The sequence below is a fragment of the Pseudomonas sp. MF09156 genome, from assembly GCF_059862305.1.
Genome location: NZ_JCBCUR010000017.1, coordinates 27,109 through 46,606 on the forward strand (window position 1 = coordinate 27,109; position 19,498 = coordinate 46,606).

The 19,498-nt window shown below is 64.2% G+C and carries 5 protein-coding genes; 1 reads left to right on the forward strand and 4 read right to left on the reverse strand.

The features are described from left to right. Nucleotides 1-12 precede the first annotated feature (12 nt). From AC19YY_RS25495 to AC19YY_RS25505, 3 genes are all read right to left on the reverse strand, one after another. The gene (locus AC19YY_RS25495) at nt 13-3,423 is read right to left on the reverse strand and encodes a hypothetical protein (RefSeq protein ID WP_500605071.1); all 3,411 of its coding nucleotides are present in this window, start codon (nt 3,421-3,423) and stop codon (nt 13-15) included. Between the two features lie 186 nt (nt 3,424-3,609). Then, nucleotides 3,610-16,554 carry a non-ribosomal peptide synthetase gene (locus AC19YY_RS25500; RefSeq protein WP_500605072.1) on the reverse strand — a complete coding sequence of 4,315 codons (12,945 nt, stop codon included), beginning with the start codon at nt 16,552-16,554 and terminating at the stop codon, nt 3,610-3,612. 70 nt (nt 16,555-16,624) lie between these two features. Further along, nucleotides 16,625-17,383, reverse strand: a complete 759-nt coding sequence (locus AC19YY_RS25505; protein ID WP_169952550.1) for a thioesterase II family protein — start codon at nt 17,381-17,383, stop codon at nt 16,625-16,627. 312 nt (nt 17,384-17,695) lie between these two features. Between AC19YY_RS25505 and AC19YY_RS25510 the strand changes: the two genes are divergently transcribed. Further along, complete coding sequence (locus tag AC19YY_RS25510; protein ID WP_029298131.1) at nt 17,696-18,247, forward strand: RNA polymerase factor sigma-70; 552 nt, start codon at nt 17,696-17,698, stop codon at nt 18,245-18,247. A 177-nt stretch (nt 18,248-18,424) separates the two neighbouring features. Here AC19YY_RS25510 and AC19YY_RS25515 read toward each other — a convergent pair whose 3' ends face one another. Continuing rightward, a complete protein-coding gene (locus AC19YY_RS25515) occupies nt 18,425-19,438 on the reverse strand; it encodes a GNAT family N-acetyltransferase (protein ID WP_432754391.1) in 1,014 nt (337 codons plus the stop codon). Nucleotides 19,439-19,498: the final 60 nt, after the last annotated feature.

Below are 19,498 nucleotides of genomic sequence, written 5' to 3' on the forward strand. Positions count from 1 at the left end.
TTGTTGCGCAGCTTACATCTCTGTCACAGTCAAGCCAGTCACGTCGTAGTCATTGCCCGGCCCCCCCCCCATCTGCAGGTTGTCCAAGGTGAGCCGCACCGTAGCGGCCTTGGCCTGGAACACGCCCTGGAGCAAGTACCAGGTGGCAGGAGGTAACATTTCCGCTGAGATTGGCACCCCCTGGGCCGTGAGGATCAAGCGCGGCCTGTTCACTAACAGCGGAATATCACGGATCCACGCACTGAACCGATAGGAACGCCCCACCTGCAGCCCGCTGAAGTCCTTGAACAGTTTCACACGCTGCGTGGCTGGATCGCTGGTATCGGTGTACCCCCAGTCCTGCAAGAAATACCCGTTCGCCGCTCCAGGCACAGCACCTAGCTTGAGCACCAGATCGCCAGGATTGGTGGCGCCGGGTCCTCTGTTCCAGCCATTCCAGCCTTTGCCGGCAGGATCGAAGTCGGTGTGGTCGGAGAATGCCTTACTTAACAGCAGCTGCAACACCGGAAACACCACCGCCGTACTTTCCTGGCTGCTTCCATCAGCAGTGACTTTGCAGGTGAACGTCAAGGTGCTGAGATCCTTCAAAAGCTCAAGCTCGATTCGCCTCAACGCTTGCTTGAGCCCGGCGCTGACTTCTGCCGCCGTCACGACCTTGCCCAGGTAAACATTAAAAATGTACGGGCTGCCATCCTCCCTGGTCCCAATCCCGCGCAGCCAGACTCTCTGGTTCGGCAAGATAAACCACCAGGGTTGCACGGTAATGTCCGCATCGGCGCTGAAAGTGCGCAAATCCAGAATGTTGTTGGTAGCCTGCGGCACCACCGGCGTCGGCAAACGTACGGGCACACTAATCTGCAGGTCGAGGTCCGGGGAAGTTGCCACTTTGCACAGACTGGTGACGGTGTAGTTGATCTTCACCGTCTTGCCGATCCCATGGATCACTGCTTCCCGGGGAATATGGAAATCCACGTAGCCTGGATCACTGCTGCCAGGCTTCGACATCAGTGGTAGGCAAGTACCGTCTGCGCGCGTCCAGCACACACTGATTGTATGACTAGGGTTGATCAGCTCGTAGGCCACGCGCACCGTCACGCCATCCCGGCCGTTGTAAACCGTGAGCTGGGTGCCCACCGCTTCGCACACCGTGGTCGCCTTGAGCTCCAGCCCCTCCTGTGCGATGTCCAGAGGCAATACCGGGAATCTGTGGGCACTGTCCTTGTCCAGCTGGCCGTTGAAATTCACCGCAAAATGCACTTCAAAGGCGCTGCAATCCGCCAGCTTTTGCAGTTCGTGGCGCGGTAACGGCGCCTCGACACCGGTCAACCACTGCTCGGTGACCGGTACCCCCTCCAGCACCTCAAAGCTATATAGGCTGCCGTCTTCCAACTCTCCGGTCACCCACAACCAGCAGGGCTGGCCCAGGGCAATGTAAGGCCAGGCAACTACCGTTGCGCTAGCATCGCCGCCGAATGTACTGAGGTCCAGGGTGCTGCCCGTCGCCTGTTCCACCGCCAGGTTGGGCAGGCCGCTGATATCCAGGACATGCACCTTTTGTGGCGGCGACTCCCATTCGCCGCCACACACACGTGACACGCTGTAGCCCAGCAATATCTGCTGGCGCAGGTTGGCGCTGATCGCCGACGGCGCAACGGCGAATACCAGGCTCTGCTCCCCCTGCGCCACAACGCGACACTCCAGCCCCGGCGACCCAGGCCCAGGCGTGCCGATGAACGTGGGGCAAACCATATCCCCCGGGCACATACGCTCGTACGCCACCTGGATATGCGCGCCGTCCTGCGTGTTCACCGGGTTGACGATCCAGCCGTCGGCGCCGCAGTCCACCGCCTCGACAAGATGGGGCTTGGGCAACTCCAGGTGCGGTTCGGTGAGCAGGTTCACCAGCAGCGAAGGAAACGCACGATAGACCGGCCGCGAATCCCTGGGTGGCAGAAACTCAACGCTGAACAGGATGTACAACTCGCTGTCATGCTTGAGCGCCGCCAGTTCGGCCCGGGGCAAGGTCCGGGTCCAACCGTTGCGAATCTCCTCTTCACTGACCGGCTCCCCGTCAAAAAGGTACAGCCGGGCTTTTGAGCCATCCGGGTAGACACCACCGATATACAGCTGCACACGTTGCGTGGTGCCGATAAATGGCCAAGGCGCAACATGGATCGTGACCGGGTCATCACAGCACATCTGCCCAAGGTCCAGGCTGTTGAACGGGGCTTCGAGGATCTGCGGCCGGGGCAGGTTGGACGGCAGCGGGATCCAGACCACGCCATCAGGCGACGCATGCTCGCCGCCATCACGGGTCACGGTGTAGCTGAAATTCGCGAAGTTATCCAGGCGCATACCCACGAACTGCGGCGGGATATGGAAGTCGATACAGCCTTCGTCCATACCGTTCTGTGGGGGGATAGGGGCACAATCGCCGTGGGTCGATTCCCAGCACAGGGAGATACTGTCAGTGCTGCGCATATCCTCGTAACAGACACGTACCGTTGCGCCCTCCAGCAATTTGAGCGGGTCCACCTCAGCCTGGCCTTGCGCCTCGACCAATTTCGGTTCGGGCAAGTGCAACGACGCATCCACAAACAACAGCACGGTTGTACGGGGATGAAACTCGTGGGCGTTTTCCGGAAGCTGGGTTTCGTAGATCGGATCAACCGGCACCGGCGGCTGGGGTGAGGTGCCATCAAAGATCACGGCCATGTGGATGGTCAGGGCCGAGTAGTCCTCGCGCCGTGCCATCCAACTGCGCGCGAGCTTGAACTCAAAGATATGCCCGGCAATGGCCTCGGCGGCCGTCACCACATGGTCCCGAGCGACCCAGCTAAACGCGAACGGAGGCTTGTGCTGATCGCCTGCCACATTGATAAACAGCCGCTGCCCGGCCTGGATCATCGGCCACGCCTTGACCCTGATGGTCTCATCGCCGCTGAATGCCTTCATATCCAGTTGCCAGGTGCTATGGATGTATTGCGCATGGGCAAACACCGGCAGCGATGCCTGGAGGTCCTGCTCGCGGATCTGTTGGACCTCCAGTTCCAGCACCAGCGACTGCTTGGGTTGACCGCCCACAGACGCTGTGTACCAGATCAACACGGTATGCCCGATGCAGGTACTGACCCACTGCCATGGAATGGGAATGTCAATGCTGCCAGTGGTACTGCCTGTTCGCACAATCGGCTCGAACACCGGCTCGTCCTGATCCCGGATGGCCCAGTACAACGTCACCGGTGTCGCGCCCATCCCGGCAAATGCAATAGTTGCGCGCGTGCCGTCGATGGCGTCGATGGGATACAGGATGTTGTTGTTGGCGGCGTACTGAATCTGCAGATAGGGTAATTCGACGGTGGCTTCAACAAGGGGCTGGGCAGCGGCCGGTGACGAACTTTGGGGCGCAGTTTTTTTAACCATGACAGGACCTCCAGTCCAGGGAAAGTTAACCAGCAGGCCTGACCGCCAGGCCAAAAACTGCTGTTATCTAACGCTTGGAATACAAGCCTTGCCTACTGTCAGAATTGACAGTTCACACACCGACAATGCGCATAACCGACCAACGGCGGAACGCCCGCCGCATCTGCGGGCGCCGCCTTTGCCGGCTTAAAGCCCCTCCAGCTCAGCCATCAAATCACTCAGCCGGTCCACTGTGCCGGCGCTGATGTCATGGGCCGCCAAGCCCTCGATGTACGTCGCCAGTTCTGCCACCGTGCTGCATTCGAACATCGCCCGCAGCGGTACATCCCGTTGCAGGCTCTTCTGCACCCGCGAGGCGATTTGCGTGGCCAGCAGCGAGTGCCCACCCAGCTCGAAGAAGTTATCCAGCACGCCCACCTGCTCGACCTTCAGCACCTGGGCCCAGATCGTGGCCAGGGTCTGCTCCAGTTCGCTGCGCGGCGCGAGGTAGTCCTGGCTGTGCAACTGGCCAATCTCCAGGGCCGGCAGGGCCTTGCGGTCGAGCTTGCCGTTGGCGTTCAGGGGCAGGCGCTCCAGCCACAGCCAGTGCAACGGCACCATGTACTCCGGCAGTTCGCTGCGCAGGCGCTGCTTGATGCGGTCCAGGCGCTCGCCAGGGTTAAGGCTGGCATCGCTCGCCACCAGGTAACCCACCAGGTGTTTGCCATTGACCCCCTCCTGCACGCCCACCGCCGCATCACGCACCTCGGGCTGCTCATGCAGGCGCGCCTCGATTTCACCCAGTTCGATGCGGTAGCCGCGAATCTTCACCTGATGGTCGATACGCCCGACGTACTCCAGCACCCCATCGCTGCGCCGCCGCGCCAGGTCGCCGCTGCGGTACAGGCGTTCCCCCGGCGCGCCAAACGGATCCGGCACAAACACTTGGGCGGTGCGCAGCGGATCGCTGACATAACCGCGCCCGACCCCGGTGCCCGCCACGCACAGCTCACCCACCGCCCCTTGCGGCACCAGCTCCAGCGCGCCGTCGAGCAAGTACAAACGGTTGTTGTCGGTCGGCGTGCCAATCGGCAGGTAGGTGCCACGGGTCGAGGCCAGGTCGACATGGAAGAACGCCACGTCATCCGAGCATTCCGCCGGGCCGTAGGCGTTGACCAGGCCGATGTCCGGATAACGCAGCAGCCATTGGTGCGCCAGCGCCGGCAACATCGCCTCGCCGGTCGGCAGCATCCAGCGCAGGCCGTCCAGGCTGATGTGGTCCTGGGCGAGCATGCCCTGAATCAGCGACGGCACGCTTTCCAGCACCGTGATGCCCTGGGCCTGCACATGCGCCAGCAAGCCCTGCGGGTCATGGGCAATGGTGTTGGGCACGATATCCACCCGCGCGCCAAACAAGGGCGCGGCGAGGAACTGCCACACGGAGATATCAAAGCTTTGCGAGGCGGTCTGGGCGATCACATCCTGCTCGCTCAGATGCAGGTACGGCACCTTGCTCAATTGGTTATTGAGCATGCCGCGCTGCTCGACCATCACGCCCTTGGGCAGCCCGGTGGAGCCGGAGGTGTAGATCACGTAGGCGAGGTTGTCCGGGGCGCTGTAGATCCCAGGATTGCTGTCGACACCTGCCAACTCCTCCCACACCAGCAACTTCGGCCGCGCACCACAGGCAAAATCCTCGAGCAACGCCTGCGCCTGCTCGCGGCAGGCCGCAGTACACACCAACAACGGCGTGCGGCTCAGGTCGATGATCCGGCTCAAGCGCTGGCTCGGCAGCCCGGGATCCAGCGGCAAGTAACCGGCACCGGCCTTGAAGCTGCCGATGATCATGCCCAACAGATCCAGGCCACGCTCGGCCAGCAGCGCCACCGGCTGGTCGAGGCCGACACCCGCCGCGACCAGGGCATGGCCCAGGCGATTGCTGCGCTGGTTCAGCTCGGCATAGGTCCACTGCCGGTCCAGGCAACTGGCGGCAATGCGCTGCGGATGCTGCGCCACCTGCGCCTCGAACAGTTCGACGTAGCTGCGCTCAAGCGGGTAGTCATGGGCGCTCTGGTTGCAAGCGTCCACCAGGAACTCACGCTCCTGCGCGCCAATCAGCGGCAGGTCGGCCATATCGCCATGGAAGCCCTGCACCAACGCCAACAGCAGGCGCTTGAACTCGGCGAGCATGCCTTGCACGGTGCTTTGATCGAAATAACGCTGGTCATAGGACAAGTGCAAGCCCAGGTCATCGCCCGGGTAGCACACCGCCGTCAGCGGGAAGTTGGTGTGGGTGCGGCCCGAGTCCGAGGTCGCGTTGAGGCTTTGCGCGCGGTCCAGCACCGAGACTTCCACCGGAGCGTTTTCAAACACGAACAGGCTGTCGAACAGCGGCTGGCCCTTGGGCAGTTCGCTGTGCTCCTGGATGGTCACCAGCGGCAGGTACTCGTATTCGCGCAGTTGCATATTGCTGTCGAGCAAGCCACTCAACCACTGGCGCACGCTGCACGGCTGATCGTCCTCGGGCAACTTGACCCGCAGGGCGATGCTGTTGATAAACAGGCCGACCGTGCGCTGCATGTGCGGCATGTCCACCGGGCGCCCGGCCACGGTGACGCCGAACAGCACGTCACGCTCGCCGCTCAAGCGCCGCAGCACCAAGGCCCACGCCGCCTGGGCGAAGGTATTGACGGTCAGTTGATGAGCCTGGGCCAACTCGCGCAATTGCGCCCCATCGCGCTCATCCAGGCGGGTATAGCAGTCCCCCACCACCATGCCGCCGCTATGGCCGGCGTGTTCCCGCAGGAATGGCCGGTCGCTGGGGATCGGTGTGGTGCGCTCGAACCCTTGCAGGTTCTGCTGCCACCACTGCCGCGCCTCGGCCAGGTTCTGGCGTTGCAGCCAGGCAATATAGTCGCGATAGCGCGGCGGCGCGGCCAGTTGTGCCTCGCGGCCCTCACCCAGGGCGGTGTAGATATCGAAGAAGTCATTCATCAGCAACGAGCGGCACCAGGCATCGATCAGGATGTGGTGGTTGCTCATCATGAACCAGTAGCGAGCCTCGCCGACGCGGATCAGGCGCAGGTGGAACGGCGCCTGGTTGAGCAGATCGAAACCGGCCTCGCGCTCGCTTTTCAGCAGGGCTTGCAGGCGTGGCTCCTGTTGCTCGGCCGGGGTGCCGGTCCAGTCCAGGTACTCGATCGGCGTGCTGCCGGGCTTGTGGATCACCTGCAACATATCTTCGCCGACGTTCCAGCAGAACGACGCACGCAAGGCTTCATGCCGGGCGATCACGGCCTTCCAGGCCAAGGCAAAACGCTCGGGGTTGAGCTCGCTGTTGATGCGGTAGCGATCCTGCATGTAATAGAGGCCGGTGCCCGGTTCCAGCAGGGTATGCAACAGCAGGCCTTCCTGCATGGGCGTCAGCGGGTACACGTCCTCGATGGCGCAGGCCGGCACCGGCAACGCATCCAGCTGCGCCTGGGTCAGGTGCGCCAGGGGGAAGTCGGACGGCGTCAGGCCACCGGCATCGTCACGCAGGCAATGGGCGATCAGGCTGTGCAACTCGCCCAGGTAGGCATCGGCCAGTTCGCTGATGGTCTGGTGGTCGTGGCGCTCGCGGCTGAAGGTCCAGCGCAGCACCAGTTCGCCGCCGTACACCTGGCTGTCCACACTCAAGGCGTTGGGCAGCGGTGCGGCCGGGTCATGGGCCGGGCCGGCAGATACGTCCAGCGGGTGGAACAGCGCCTGGCTGTCGAAGCTCTGGTCGAACTGCCCGAGGTAGTTGAACGTAATCGAAGCGCTCGGCAACGCCGCCATGGCCTGGCGACAAGTGCTGTCGGCCAGGTAGCGCAGCACGCCATAGCCCAGGCCCTTGTGGGGCACCGCACGCAGTTGCTCCTTGATCGCCTTGATCGACGCGCCCTGCCCGCTGGCCTCCTCGATATCCACTGGGGTCAGGCGCAGCGGGTAAGCGCTGGTGAACCAACCCACACTGCGGGTCAGGTCGATTTCATCGAACAGCGCTTCGCGGCCATGGCCTTCCAGCTGGATCAGGGTCGATGCATGCCCGCTCCAGCGGCACAGCACGCGGGCCAATGCCGTCAGCAGCAGGTCGTTGACCTGGGTGCGATAGGCGCTCGGCGCCTGCTGCAGCAACTGCCGGGTGCGCTCGGCATCCAGGCGCACGCTGACCGTCTCGGCGTCGCGATTGCGCAGGCTGCCGTGCGCCCGGTCCACCGGCAGCGCAACCGGCGGGCCGGCCAACTGTTGCTGCCATAGGCTCAGTTCTTCGCGCAGGGATTCGCTGCTGGCGTAGGCCTGCAAACGGGCGGCCCAGTCGCGCACGGCACTGGTCTTGGCCGGCAGGCTGACCGCCTGGCCGTCGCCCAATTGGCGATAGACGTTTTGCAGGTCTTCAAGCAAGACGCGCCAGGACACGCCGTCCACCACCAAGTGATGGATCGCGATCAGCAAGCGTTGCTGGCCAATCGGCCCGTCCACCAGCAAGGCGCGCAGCAGCGGACCGTGCTCCAGATCGAGGCTGCGCTGGGCATCGGCGAACAGCGCCTCGCACTGCTGCATATCCGTCACCTGGGCCAGCCACAACACGCCGCCTTGCGGCACGGCCAGATGCTCGGCATGCCATTGCGCGTCGCGCTGGGTGAAACTCAGGCGCAAGGCGTCGTGGTGTTCCAGCACGGCCAACAGTGCCTGCTCCAGGCGACGGGGATCGAGGGCCTGCACCGGCGCCAGCACCAGGGCCTGGTTCCAGTGCTGACGCGCCGGGATCTCGCTGTCAAAGAACCACTGCTGGATCGGCGTCATGCCCGAGGGGCCAGTCAACACACCTTGCTCGGCAGTGATCTGCTCACTGCGCGTGGCCACTGCGGCCAGGGCCTGCACGGTCTGGTGCTGGAACAGGTCGCGGGGGCTGAAGTGAATCCCCGCCTGCCGCGCCCGGCTGACTACCTGGATCGACAGGATCGAATCGCCACCCAGCTCGAAGAAGTTATCGTGCAGCCCGACCTGCTGCACATTGAGCACCGCACACCAGATCGCGGCGAGGCTCAGCTCCAGCTCATTGCTCGGCGCCACGTATGCTTGCCGATTGGCATCGGGGTCCGGTTGCGGCAAGGCGCGTCGGTCGAGCTTGCCGTTGGCGGTCAGCGGCATGCTGTCGAGCACCATCAGGTGCGCGGGCACCATGTAGTCCGGCAGTTGTGCCTTGAGGTGGGTCTTGAGTGCCTCGCGCAAGGCGGTGTGGTCGCTGGCATCGCTGACCAGGTACGCCGCCAGTTGCTTGCCACTCGGCGCATCCAGGGCCAGGACCACCGCCTCACGGACCGCTTCATGCTCAAGCAGGCGGGTTTCGATTTCGCCCAGCTCGATGCGAAAACCACGGATTTTCACCTGATGGTCGATCCGCCCCAGGTACTCCACCAGGCCATCGGCGCGTTGGCGCACCAGGTCGCCCGTGCGGTAGAGCCGCCCGCCATCGGCATACGGGTCGGCCACAAAACGTTCGGCGGTCATGCCCGCACGCTCGTGATAACCCTGGGCCAGGCCGGCGCCGCCCACGTACAGCTCACCGGTGGCACCCTGGGGCACCAGCGCCAGGTCGGCATCCAGGATGTAGGCAACGCGCGCGCCGATGATGCTGCCGATCGGCACACTGGCGGCACCTTCCTCCAGCACCTCGGGGGCCAGGCTGGCCAGGGGCATGACCACCGTTTCGGTCGGCCCATAGGCATTGAAGAACAGCGCCGGCTGGAACGCCGCGCGGATGCGCTGCAGGTGTTCGCCAGTCAACGCCTCGCCGCCGGTGATGCACATGCGCACCGGTAGGGTCTGGTTTTGCGTGGCCAGCCATTGCGCCAACTGGCTGCCATAGCTTGGGGTAAAACCGAGGATATTGATGCGATGCTCACGGATCAGCCCGCAGATTTCTTCGGCATCCCATTGACCCTGGGCGCGCAACACCACCTGCGCGCCACTGAGCAGCGGCACCAGCAGACGCTCGGTGGCGGCGTCGAAGTTGATCGAATAGAAGTGCAGCTCGCAATCGTCGGGGCGCATGCCAAAGCGCTCGATCACCGCCTGGCAATGCATGGCGATTTCACCGTGGGACACCACCACGCCCTTGGGCTTGCCGGTGGAACCGGAGGTGTAGATCAGGTACGCCTGATGCTGCGCCAGGCTGATCGCCGGCAGGTCGCTGGCCGGGTAGTTGGCGAGCACCGGCAGGTCATCTTCCAGGCACCAGCAACTGACGCTGGCGGGCAACTCGCCAAGGGCCTCGAACATCGCCGCATCACTGAGCAACAGGCCGATGCCGCTGTCTTCGATCATGTAGTGCAGGCGGTCCAGCGGGTATTCCGGGTCCAGCGGCACATAGGCGCCACCAGCCTTGAGGATCGCCAGCAGGCCAATGACCATTTCCAGGGACCGCGGCAGCGCCAGGCCGACCCGCACCTGCGGGCCCACCCCACGCTCGCGCAGCATCCAGGCCAGGCGATTGGCGCGGCTGTCCAGCTCGCGGTAGCTGAGGGTGTGGCCGGCGAACGTCAGCGCAGGCGCATCCGGACGGGCTTGCACCTGGGCGCTGAACAGATGATGGATGCACTGGTCGAGACGATGCTCGCCGGCCTCGATGCCGAGGCTGTCTTGCAGGGCGCGCTGTTCATCGACTTGCAGCAGCGGTAGCTCGCTCAGGCGCTGTTGCGGATCGGCGATCAGCGCCTCCAGCAGGTTGCACCAATGGGCGGCCATGCGCGCAATGCGCGGCTCGTCGAACAGGTCGGTGCTGTAGGTCAGGCAGCAACCCAGGCGATGGTCGAGGTCGGTGACTTCCAGGTTGAGGTCGAACTTGGTGGCACGCGCGTCGTTGGCCAGGTATTCGACCGTCATCCCGGCCAATTGCCGGCTTTGCTGGAACTCCCAGCGCTGCACGTTGCACATCACCTGGAACAGCGGGTTATACGCAGCACTGCGCGGCGGTTGCAGGGCTTCCACCAGGTGGTCGAACGGCAGGTCCTGATGGGACTGGCCTTCGATCACGGTGTGACGCACGTGCTCAAACAACTCAGCGACACGCATCTGCCCGTCGAGCTGGCAACGCAGTACCTGGGTGTTGAGGAACGCACCGATCAGCCCTTCGCTTTCCGGGCGGATGCGGTTGGCCACCGGCGCACCGATGCGCAAGTCGGTCTGGCCACTGTAGCGGTAAAGCAGCGTCGCCAGGGTCGCGGTCATGGTCATGAACAGGGTCAGGCCGTGCTCGGCATTGAAAGCGCGCACCTTGGCGGCGAGTTCATCGCCAAGGTCAAAGCGGTACAGCTCGCCCTGGTGACTTTGCACCGCCGGGCGTGGCCGGTCGGCGGGCAGTTCCAGTAGCGGATGCTCGTTGCCCAACTGCGTGGTCCAGTAATCGAGCTGGCGCTGGCGCTCGCCGGCCTCCAGCCATTGGCGCTGCCACACGCTGTAGTCCAGGTACTGCACCGGCAACGGCTCAAGGGGCGATTCGCGCTCATCGATAAAGGCTTCGTAGAGCGCGCTGAGTTCACGGGCAAAGATGTCCATGGCCCAGCCTTCGGTGACGATATGGTGCAGAGTCAGCACCAGGTAGTGCTCCTGCTCGCCCGCCTTGACCAGGCAGGCGCGCAACAACGGCCCGGTTTCCAGGTTGAATGGACTGTGAGCTTCCTGATCGGCCAGTTGCTGCAAGCGCTGTTGACGCTCAGCCTCGTGCAGTGCCGAAAAGTCCTGCCAGCTCATGCGCACGCTGCTTTGCGCGGCGACTTTCTGCTGGGCCACGCCATTGACACTTGGGAAGGTCGTGCGCAGGGTTTCGTGGCGCATGATCAGGGCTTGCAACGCTGCCTCGAAACGCCCCACATCCAGCACCCCGCGCAAACGCGCCATGCCGCCGACGTTATAGGCCGGGCTGTCCGGCTCCATTTGCCAGAGGAACCACATGCGCTGCTGGGAATAGGACAACGGCACCGCCTGGCGGCGGTCCACCTTGCCAATCGCGGTCTGCTGGTTGCGTTGGCCGCTGGCCTGGATCAGCCGCACCTGCTCGACAAAATCCCCCAGCTCACTGGCTTCGAACAAGGTGCGCAGCGCCAGCTCCACATCACAGGCCTGGCGTGTGCGGGAGATGATCTGCGTGGCCAGCAGCGAATGGCCGCCAAGGGCAAAGAAGTCGTCGCGCAGGCCGATGCGCGGCAGGCCCAGGACCTGGCGCCAGATCGCAGCGATTTGCTGTTCCAGGGCGGTGTGCGGCTCCACATGTTCACGCACCTGCCACACCGGTTCCGGCAAGGCACGGCGGTCCACTTTACCGCTGGGGCTCAGGGGCATGACGTCGAGGCGGATCAGTTGCGCCGGCACCATGTACTCCGGCAATTCGGCGGCCAGGGCGGCTTTCACGTCCGGCTCATCCAACTCGCCGCTGGCCGTGTAGTAACCGATCAACTGCGCACCGCCGGCGGTGTCGCGGATCAGCACCAGCGCCTGGGCGATGCCTTCCTGGGCCAGCAACCGCGCCTCGATTTCTTCCGGTTCGACCCGAAACCCGCGCAGCTTGACCTGCTGATCCAGGCGCCCGAGGTACTCCAGTACCCCGTCGGCCGCCCAGCGCACGCGGTCGCCGGTGCGGTACAGACGTGCGCCGGCCGCGCCCAGTGGGTCGGCGACAAACCGTTCGGCGGTCAGCCCCGCACGCCCCAGATAACCGCGCGCCAGGCCGATGCCGCCGATGCACAGCTCACCCGGCACACCTGCGGGCAGCAGGTTGAATTGCTCGTCCAGCACCCGGCAAATCACATTGCCCAAGGGGCGGCCAATCGGCGAGCGTTCGCCATCGGCACGCTGGCAGTGCCAATGGGTGACGTTGATCGCGGTTTCGGTGGGCCCATAGCGGTTGTGCAACTGCACCGCCGGCAGTAGCGCCAGGAGTCGGTTGCGCAATTGGGCGGGCAAGGCTTCGCCACCGGAGAATACCCGGCGCAGGCTGGTGCACTCGGCCGCCAGCGGCTCATCGACAAACAGCTGCAACAGGGGCGGCACAAAATGCAGGGTAGTCACCCCATGTTCCTGGACCAGTTGCGCAATCCGATGGGGGTCACGATGTTCGCCGGGACCGGCCAGGACCAGGCGGCAACCAATGATCAGCGGCCAGAAGCATTCCCATACCGACACGTCGAAACTGATCGGTGCCTTTTGCATCAGCACATCGCTTTCATCCAACTGGTAGGTGGCCTGCATCCACTGCAAACGCTCCGCCAGGGCCCCATGGGTATTGCCCACGCCCTTGGGCTGGCCGGTGGAGCCGGAGGTGTAGATCACATAGGCGAGGTTGTCGGCATTGAGATGCAGGCCCGGCGCCTGGGTCGGCCAACTGTCGAGCTTGAGGCTGTCCATGGCGATCACCGACACGCCCGCGGCCACCGGCAACTGGTGCAGCAGGTGGGTCTGGGTCAGCAGCAATTGCACGCCGCTGTCGGCCAGCATGTAGGCCAGGCGGTCGGCCGGGTAGTCCGGGTCCAGCGGCACATAGGCGCCGCCGGCCTTGAGGATCGCCAGCAAGCCAATCAGCAATTGCGGCGAACGCTCGGCGGCAATCGCCACGCACACGTCCGGGCCGACGCCTTTGTCACGCAGGTAATGGGCCAGGCGGTTGGCCTGGGTGTGCAGTTGGCCAAAGGTTAGGCTGGCGCCGTGCCAGACCAGGGCGGTGCGCTCGTCGGTGTGCTGGTTGAATTGCTCCGGCACCAGGCACTGCGCCGGCGCGCAGGGTGCCTCGCTCCAATGGCGTTGCTCGGCGTGTTCGTCGGCCTGCAACAGTGCCAGGTCGCCCACGGCCTGCTGCGGTTGCGCGCAGACCGCCTGCAACAGGTTGACGAAATGCGTGGCCAGACGCGCGATGGTGCTGGCGTCGAACAGTTCGTCAGCGTAGTCGAACGACAGGCTCAGGCGCCCATTGCGGTCTTCTTCGCTGTGCAGTTGCAGGTCGAACTTGGCTTCGCGGCTGTGCCATGGCAGTTCTTCGGCCAGCAGGCCCGGCAGGCGGCGCAAGGCGCCGAGATCACGCTGCTGATGGTTGAACATCACCTGGAACAGGCCTTGCTCACGGGCTTGCGGGAAGGCTTCCAGCAGTTGTTCGAAGGGTAAGTCCTGATGGGCCTGGGCCTCGGTGGCTGCCAGGCGGGTGGCCGCCAGCAGCTCGCTGAACGGCAGGCGCCCATCCACTTCGGCGCGCATCACCAGGGTATTGATAAAGAAGCCGATCAGGCCCTGGGTTTCATGGCGCCCCCGGTTGGCGTTGGGCACGCCGATACGGATATCGCGCTGGCCGCTGTAGCGGTGCAACAGGCTCTGGAACGCCGCCAGCAACAGCACGAATGGCGTGGCCTGGTGGGCCTGGGCGGTCTGGCGGATGGCTGCGCCGAGGCTTACATCCAGGCGCACGCTGTAGCGTGAAGCGCTGCGTCGGTGCTGGGCCGAGCGCGGGTGGTCGGTGGCCAGGCTCAGGGTGGGATGGTCGTGCGACAGTTGCTGCTGCCAGTACGCCAACTGTCGCTGGCCCTCGCCTTCGGCCAGCCATTGGCGCTGCCAGCTGCCGTAGTCGGCGTACTGCACGGCCAGGGCCGGCAGCTCGAGGGCCTGGCCCTGGGACGCGGCGGCGTAGAGGCGCGAGAATTCGTCGAGCAGTACATTCAGCGACCAGCCGTCCGCAATGATGTGGTGCAGGGTCACCAGCAACTGATGATCTTCATCGTCCAGGCGCAACAGGGTGACCCACAGCAGCGGGCCCTGTTCCAGGTCGAACTGGGTGCGCGCCTCGTCCTCGCGGATCTGCGCGGCGCGGGCTTCACGCTCGGCCACGGGCAAGTCGCGCAGGTCGATGACTTGCACGGCAAACTCGCGCTGGGCATCGACACACTGCATGGCCTGGCCGTCGCGCTCATAGAAACGTGTGCGCAGCGCCTCATGGCGCTGGACCAATTGCGCGAAGCTTGCGTGCAGCGCGTCTTCGTCCAGCTCGCCGCGCAGGCGCAGGGCACCGGGGATGGTGTAGGCGCTGCTGTGCGGGTCCAATTGCCAGGTGATCCACAGGCGGTTCTGCGCCAGGGATTGCGGCATATCCTGCTGGCGTGACAAAGCGCTGATTGCGCCTTGGGCCACGCCACCGTCCTGTTGCAATTGGCCGACGCTGGCGGCGAAATCAGCCAGCACCGGCGCCTCGAACAGCAGGCGCAAATTGAGTTCCAGGCCCAGGGTCTCACGCAGGCGGGCGACTACCTGGGTGGCGCTGATGGAGTTACCGCCGAGCAAGAAGAAGTGATCATCGGCCGCCACTTGTGCGACCTGCAACTGTTCGCACCAGATCGCGGCGATCTGCTGTTGCAACCCCGACGCAAGCGCCTCATCGCCCGCCTGCACAGCCTTGCCAGGGAACTGCGCGTAGCTGTCGAGGCTGCCATCGGCCAGGCGGGTGCGGCAGGCCGAACGCTGGACCTTGCCACTGGAGGTTTTCGGCAGCGCGCCGGGGTTGAGCAGCACCACCACGCACGGCGCTTCTTGATAGGCTTCGGCCACGGCCTGGCGAATGGCTTTGATCAGGGCCTCGGGCGGCAGGATTTTCTGCACGCTGCGGCTGATTTCTGCGGCGATGCCGATGCCTTCCAGGCCCTGGTCATTCACCGCAAACGCGGCGACACGGCCCTTGCGCACCACTTCCACTTCGCGCTCGACGGTTTGCTCGATGTCCTGGGGGTACAGGTTGTGCCCGCGCACGATCAGCAGGTCTTTCAGGCGCCCGGTGATAAACAACTCGCCGTCGCGCATAAAGCCCAGGTCACCGGTGCGCAACCAGGTGCGACCGGCGTGCTGCACGAACGTCTTGGCGGTGGCTTCGGGGTTGCGCCAGTAACCGTGGGCAATGCTCGGGCCGGTGGCCCAGATTTCGCCGACGCGGTTGTCGGCCAGTTCGGCCAGGGTATGGGGCTCGACGATCAGCACCCCATGTTCGGGCTGGCTGCTGCCGCAGCTCATGATCGCAGTGCCCTGCCCAGGCTCCGCCCGGTTGGCGGCCAGCGCCTGTTCGTCCACGCGCAAGGCCGGGATGCCCTGGCCACGGGTGCCGCCGGCGACAAACAGGGTGGCTTCGGCCAGGCCGTAGGAGGCAAAGAAGTTGCTGGGGGTAAAGCCGCAGCAGGCGAATTTCTCGGCGAAGCGTTCCAGGGTGTCCAGGCGGATCGGCTCGGAGCCGGAATAGGCCACGCGCCAATGGCTCAGGTCGAGGCGCTCGAGGGCCGAGTCGCTGACCCGCTCGCTGCACAGGCGGTAGGCGAAATCCGGGCCGCCGCTGATGGTCCCGCGGTATTGGCTGATCGCTTCCAGCCAGCGCAAGGGCCGGCCAAGGAAGTATGCGGGCGACATCAACACGCACGGCACGCCACTGAAGATCGGTTGCAACAGGCCGCCAATCAAGCCCATGTCGTGGTACAGCGGCAGCCAGCTGACAATCACGTCATCGGGGTTGAGGTCGATGCCAAAGCCGCGACGGATCAGCAATTCGTTGGCCACCAGGTTGCCGTGGCTGACTTGCACGCCTTTGGGCAAGGCGGTGGAGCCGGAGGTGTATTGCAGGAAGGCGATATCGTCGTCCTGCAGGTGTGGCGCAACCCAATCGGCGGCGAGTTCGCTGTGCAGTTCATCCACGCAGAGCAACGGCGGCGCTGCCTGGATCTGCCCCAGGGCGTCGCGCAAGCCGCTGCTGGTCAGTAACAGGGTTGGCTCGGCATCGGCGATGATCGACAGCAACCGCTCCTGGTGATGACGGCGGGTGGACTCCGGCGGATAGGCCGGCACCGCGATCACCCCGGCGTACAGGCAACCAAAGAACGCCGCGACATAGTCCGGGCCGCTGGGGAACAGCAGCACCGCACGCTCGCCCAGGCCGGCCGAGGCCTGCAAGGCGGCGGCGATGGTGCGGGCGCGCAGGTCCAGGTCACGGTAGCTGAGCACCACGGTGTCGGCGGCGGACTCGGCCAGGAAGCGCAGGGCCACCTGGTCCGGGGTCTGCGCGGCACGGCGCTGGAGGGACTGGACCAGGGTACGGGGAAGTTCGAAGGCGTCCATCATGAGGGGTTCCTGCCTGAAATCGGCTTACGGGGAAATCGGGGATAGAGGGCGTGGGCGTGTGGCGGCGTGTTCAGCCGGTCGCCAGGGCCGCCCGCCGTGCAGCGCCATGGCGCCAGCGGGTCAAATGTTCGTCGGCGTAGCGCCGCACGCAGCGCAGCAGCGAGCTTTGCTGCTGCACCAGGAAGAAGTGGTGCCCCTCGAACATGTCCAGGGAGAAACCGCTGGCAGTGTCTTCCTGCCAGTCGAGCAATTCGTCGGCGCGCACGTCATCCTGCTTGCCACCAAATACATGGATCGGCATCGACAGCGGCTCGCGCTCGCCGTACTGGAAGCTGCCGCACAAGAGGAAGTCGGCGCGCAGGATCGGCAATGTCAGCTGCATCAACTCGCGGTTGGCCAGGGCGTCCTCGGGGGTGCCCTTGAGCGTGCGCAGGCGCTCGATCAGTTGGGTGTCGTCTTTTTCCTCGGCGTATTCACTGACATCCCGGCGCGCCGGGCCGGCGGTGGCCGAGGCAAACAACGCCAGCGGCGCAGGCAGGCCGCGTTCGCGCAGGGCGTGGGCCAGCTCGAACGCCAGCAGGCCACCGAGGCTGTGGCCGAACAAGGCATAGGGGCCATCGAGTTCGGCGCTGATCTCGCCGGCCAATTGCGCGGCGAGCGCCTTGATATCGCGCTGCAAGGGTTCGTCCATGCGCATGCCACGCCCTGGCAACTCCAGCGGGCACACCTGCAACCACTCGGGTAACGCCCGGCGCCAGCGGCTGTAGAACATGGCGCTGGCGCCCGAATAGGGCAGGCAAAACAGGCGCAAGCGGGTCGACGTGCTCATCTCAGACCACCCCTGCCTGGAACGCTGGGTTCTCGCGATACAAACGCATGTCGTCGTCCTCCGGGTGCAAATCCATGGCCGGCGTGTTGGCTGGCCTGTCACCAATGAGAACGGATGGCACGGCAAAATAATTAGTCTGCAGGCCGGGGCCCGCACACAAAGAGATGCACCTCACAGTTTGCATTTCGGTATAAGATTAGTTCCACTTCTCATTTGACAATCATTATCATTAAGAATAATTTGTTGCCCGATGTGTAGGAGGCCTCAGCAGGGATGCCCTCCACTAACCTCATTTGCAGCAAGGTGATTTCCATGACGGAACAAGTATCCACAAGCAGGTGCGATTCACCGTTACTCCAGGCGTTTGTCGATAACCGGCTGATCCTGGTCAAGATCGCGGCGCGCATTACCGGCTGCCGTTCCCGCGCCGAAGACGTAGTGCAGGACGCCTACTTCAGACTGCAATCGGCGCCGCAGATCACCTCATCGTTCAAGGCGCAGCTGAGTTATCTGTTCCAGATCGTGCGCAACCTGGCTATCGACCACTACCGTAAACAGGCCCTGGAACTGAAATATTCCGGGACGGAAGAGGAAGGCTTGAATGTGGTTATTCATGGCGCTTCACCGGAAACCTCGCACATCAATTTTTCCACCCTGGAAAACATCGCCGACGCCCTGACCGAACTGCCCCAGCGCACGCGCTACGCGTTCGAGATGTACCGCCTGCATGGCGTGCCGCAGAAGGACATCGCCAAGGAACTGGGCGTGTCGCCGACCCTGGTCAACTTTATGATCCGCGATGCGCTGGTGCACTGTCGCAAGGTGTCGGGAACCCATAGCGATACCTTTGCCCGACGGGTCTAACCACCGGGCAAGTGCAATGAGGGGTGAGCTTGAGTGGGAGCGGGCTTGTCGGATCGCCGCATCGCCGCGAAAGCAGTGGGTCAGGCAACATCAATGTTTGCTGGGCCGACGTCTTCGCGGCGATGCGGCGATCCGACAAGCCCGCTCCCACAGTTGATCTTCATTGCCCCGAAGATCTCAGGCCAACCCACACCGCTCAAAAAACCGCTCCCGCCCCAGAATCATCAGCGCCGCGCGCTTGTGGGGGAAATCGAATTCCTTCTCGCAGTGGAAGCACTGGTTCTGCATATGCCCGATCATCTTCCCATTGTCGGCCCTGGGCTCGGCTACCACGCGCTGGGTGCGCGGGTCGTCGAGAAACAGGTAGTGCACCAGCGCCGACAGCCAACTGGCAACCTTGTGCGGCCCGCGATGATGCTCCTCACCCACCAGCATGTGGATACCGCGGTCGTAGTCGTCTACGTCATAGAACGGCGCGATGCGATCTTCCTTGGCCCAATACGCCTCGAAATAGGCAAAGGGCTCATCGTCGAAACAGCCGATCAGGGTCAGGGTATGCGGGTCGGCGGCAAGCTTGTGCAGATAGTCACGGTGTTGCTCCAGGCTGCCGCTTTCCTGCCAGAAGTTGGCGACCCGCGCGCTGTTCTGCCAGCGATTGAAGCGAGCCAGGTCCACATCGATCTCCAGCGTGCGCAGTGAGATCCACGCGCCCAGGCGTGCGTCAAAACGTCGGTAGACTTCACCCTGCGGCTTGGGCGCACGCAGCGGGTGGCGCTTGCCCGTGCTGAAGATCATCTGCTGTGGATAGGCACCGCTCGACGGCTGGCCCAGCCAGGGCTGTGGCAATTGCCAGAACAGCGTGCGCTCGCAACGCAACTGCCCCGCCACGTCCGTGGCCAGCAGCAGGCCGCTGCGCAGGGCCTCATCCGGGGCGTGTTCGAGGTGCCAGAAGAGTTGCTGGCGCCCAGGCTCCCGTGCAAACAGCCAGTAACACGCGGCCCACACGGCCTGTACCGACGGCACCTCAGCGGGGTTTTGCAAATGCAGGTGCAACGCGTCGCCGCGCTCCAGGCGCAGGCGCACCAGGGGCTGGCCTGCAAGGGTCAGGGTCAGGCGGCTATCGCTTTCATCTGCATTCAGGGCGGGCCCTGCCGGCAGTGGCAGGGCTGACAAATCTTGGGGATTGGGCATGGAAGGGGCTCACGGTAATCGTCGACAGTTAGACGAAGTGACGTGAACCAGCCGCAAAAA

Bases quoted from the DNA above. Each gene is read 5' to 3' on its own strand.
- AC19YY_RS25495 (WP_500605071.1), bottom strand. From the start codon at position 3,423: ATGGTTAAAAAAACTGCGCCCCAAAGTTCGTCACCGGCCGCTGCCCAG.
- AC19YY_RS25500 (WP_500605072.1), bottom strand. From the start codon at position 16,554: ATGATGGACGCCTTCGAACTTCCCCGTACCCTGGTCCAGTCCCTCCAG.
- AC19YY_RS25505 (WP_169952550.1), bottom strand. From the start codon at position 17,383: ATGAGCACGTCGACCCGCTTGCGCCTGTTTTGCCTGCCCTATTCGGGC.
- AC19YY_RS25510 (WP_029298131.1), top strand. From the start codon at position 17,696: ATGACGGAACAAGTATCCACAAGCAGGTGCGATTCACCGTTACTCCAG.
- AC19YY_RS25515 (WP_432754391.1), bottom strand. From the start codon at position 19,438: ATGCCCAATCCCCAAGATTTGTCAGCCCTGCCACTGCCGGCAGGGCCC.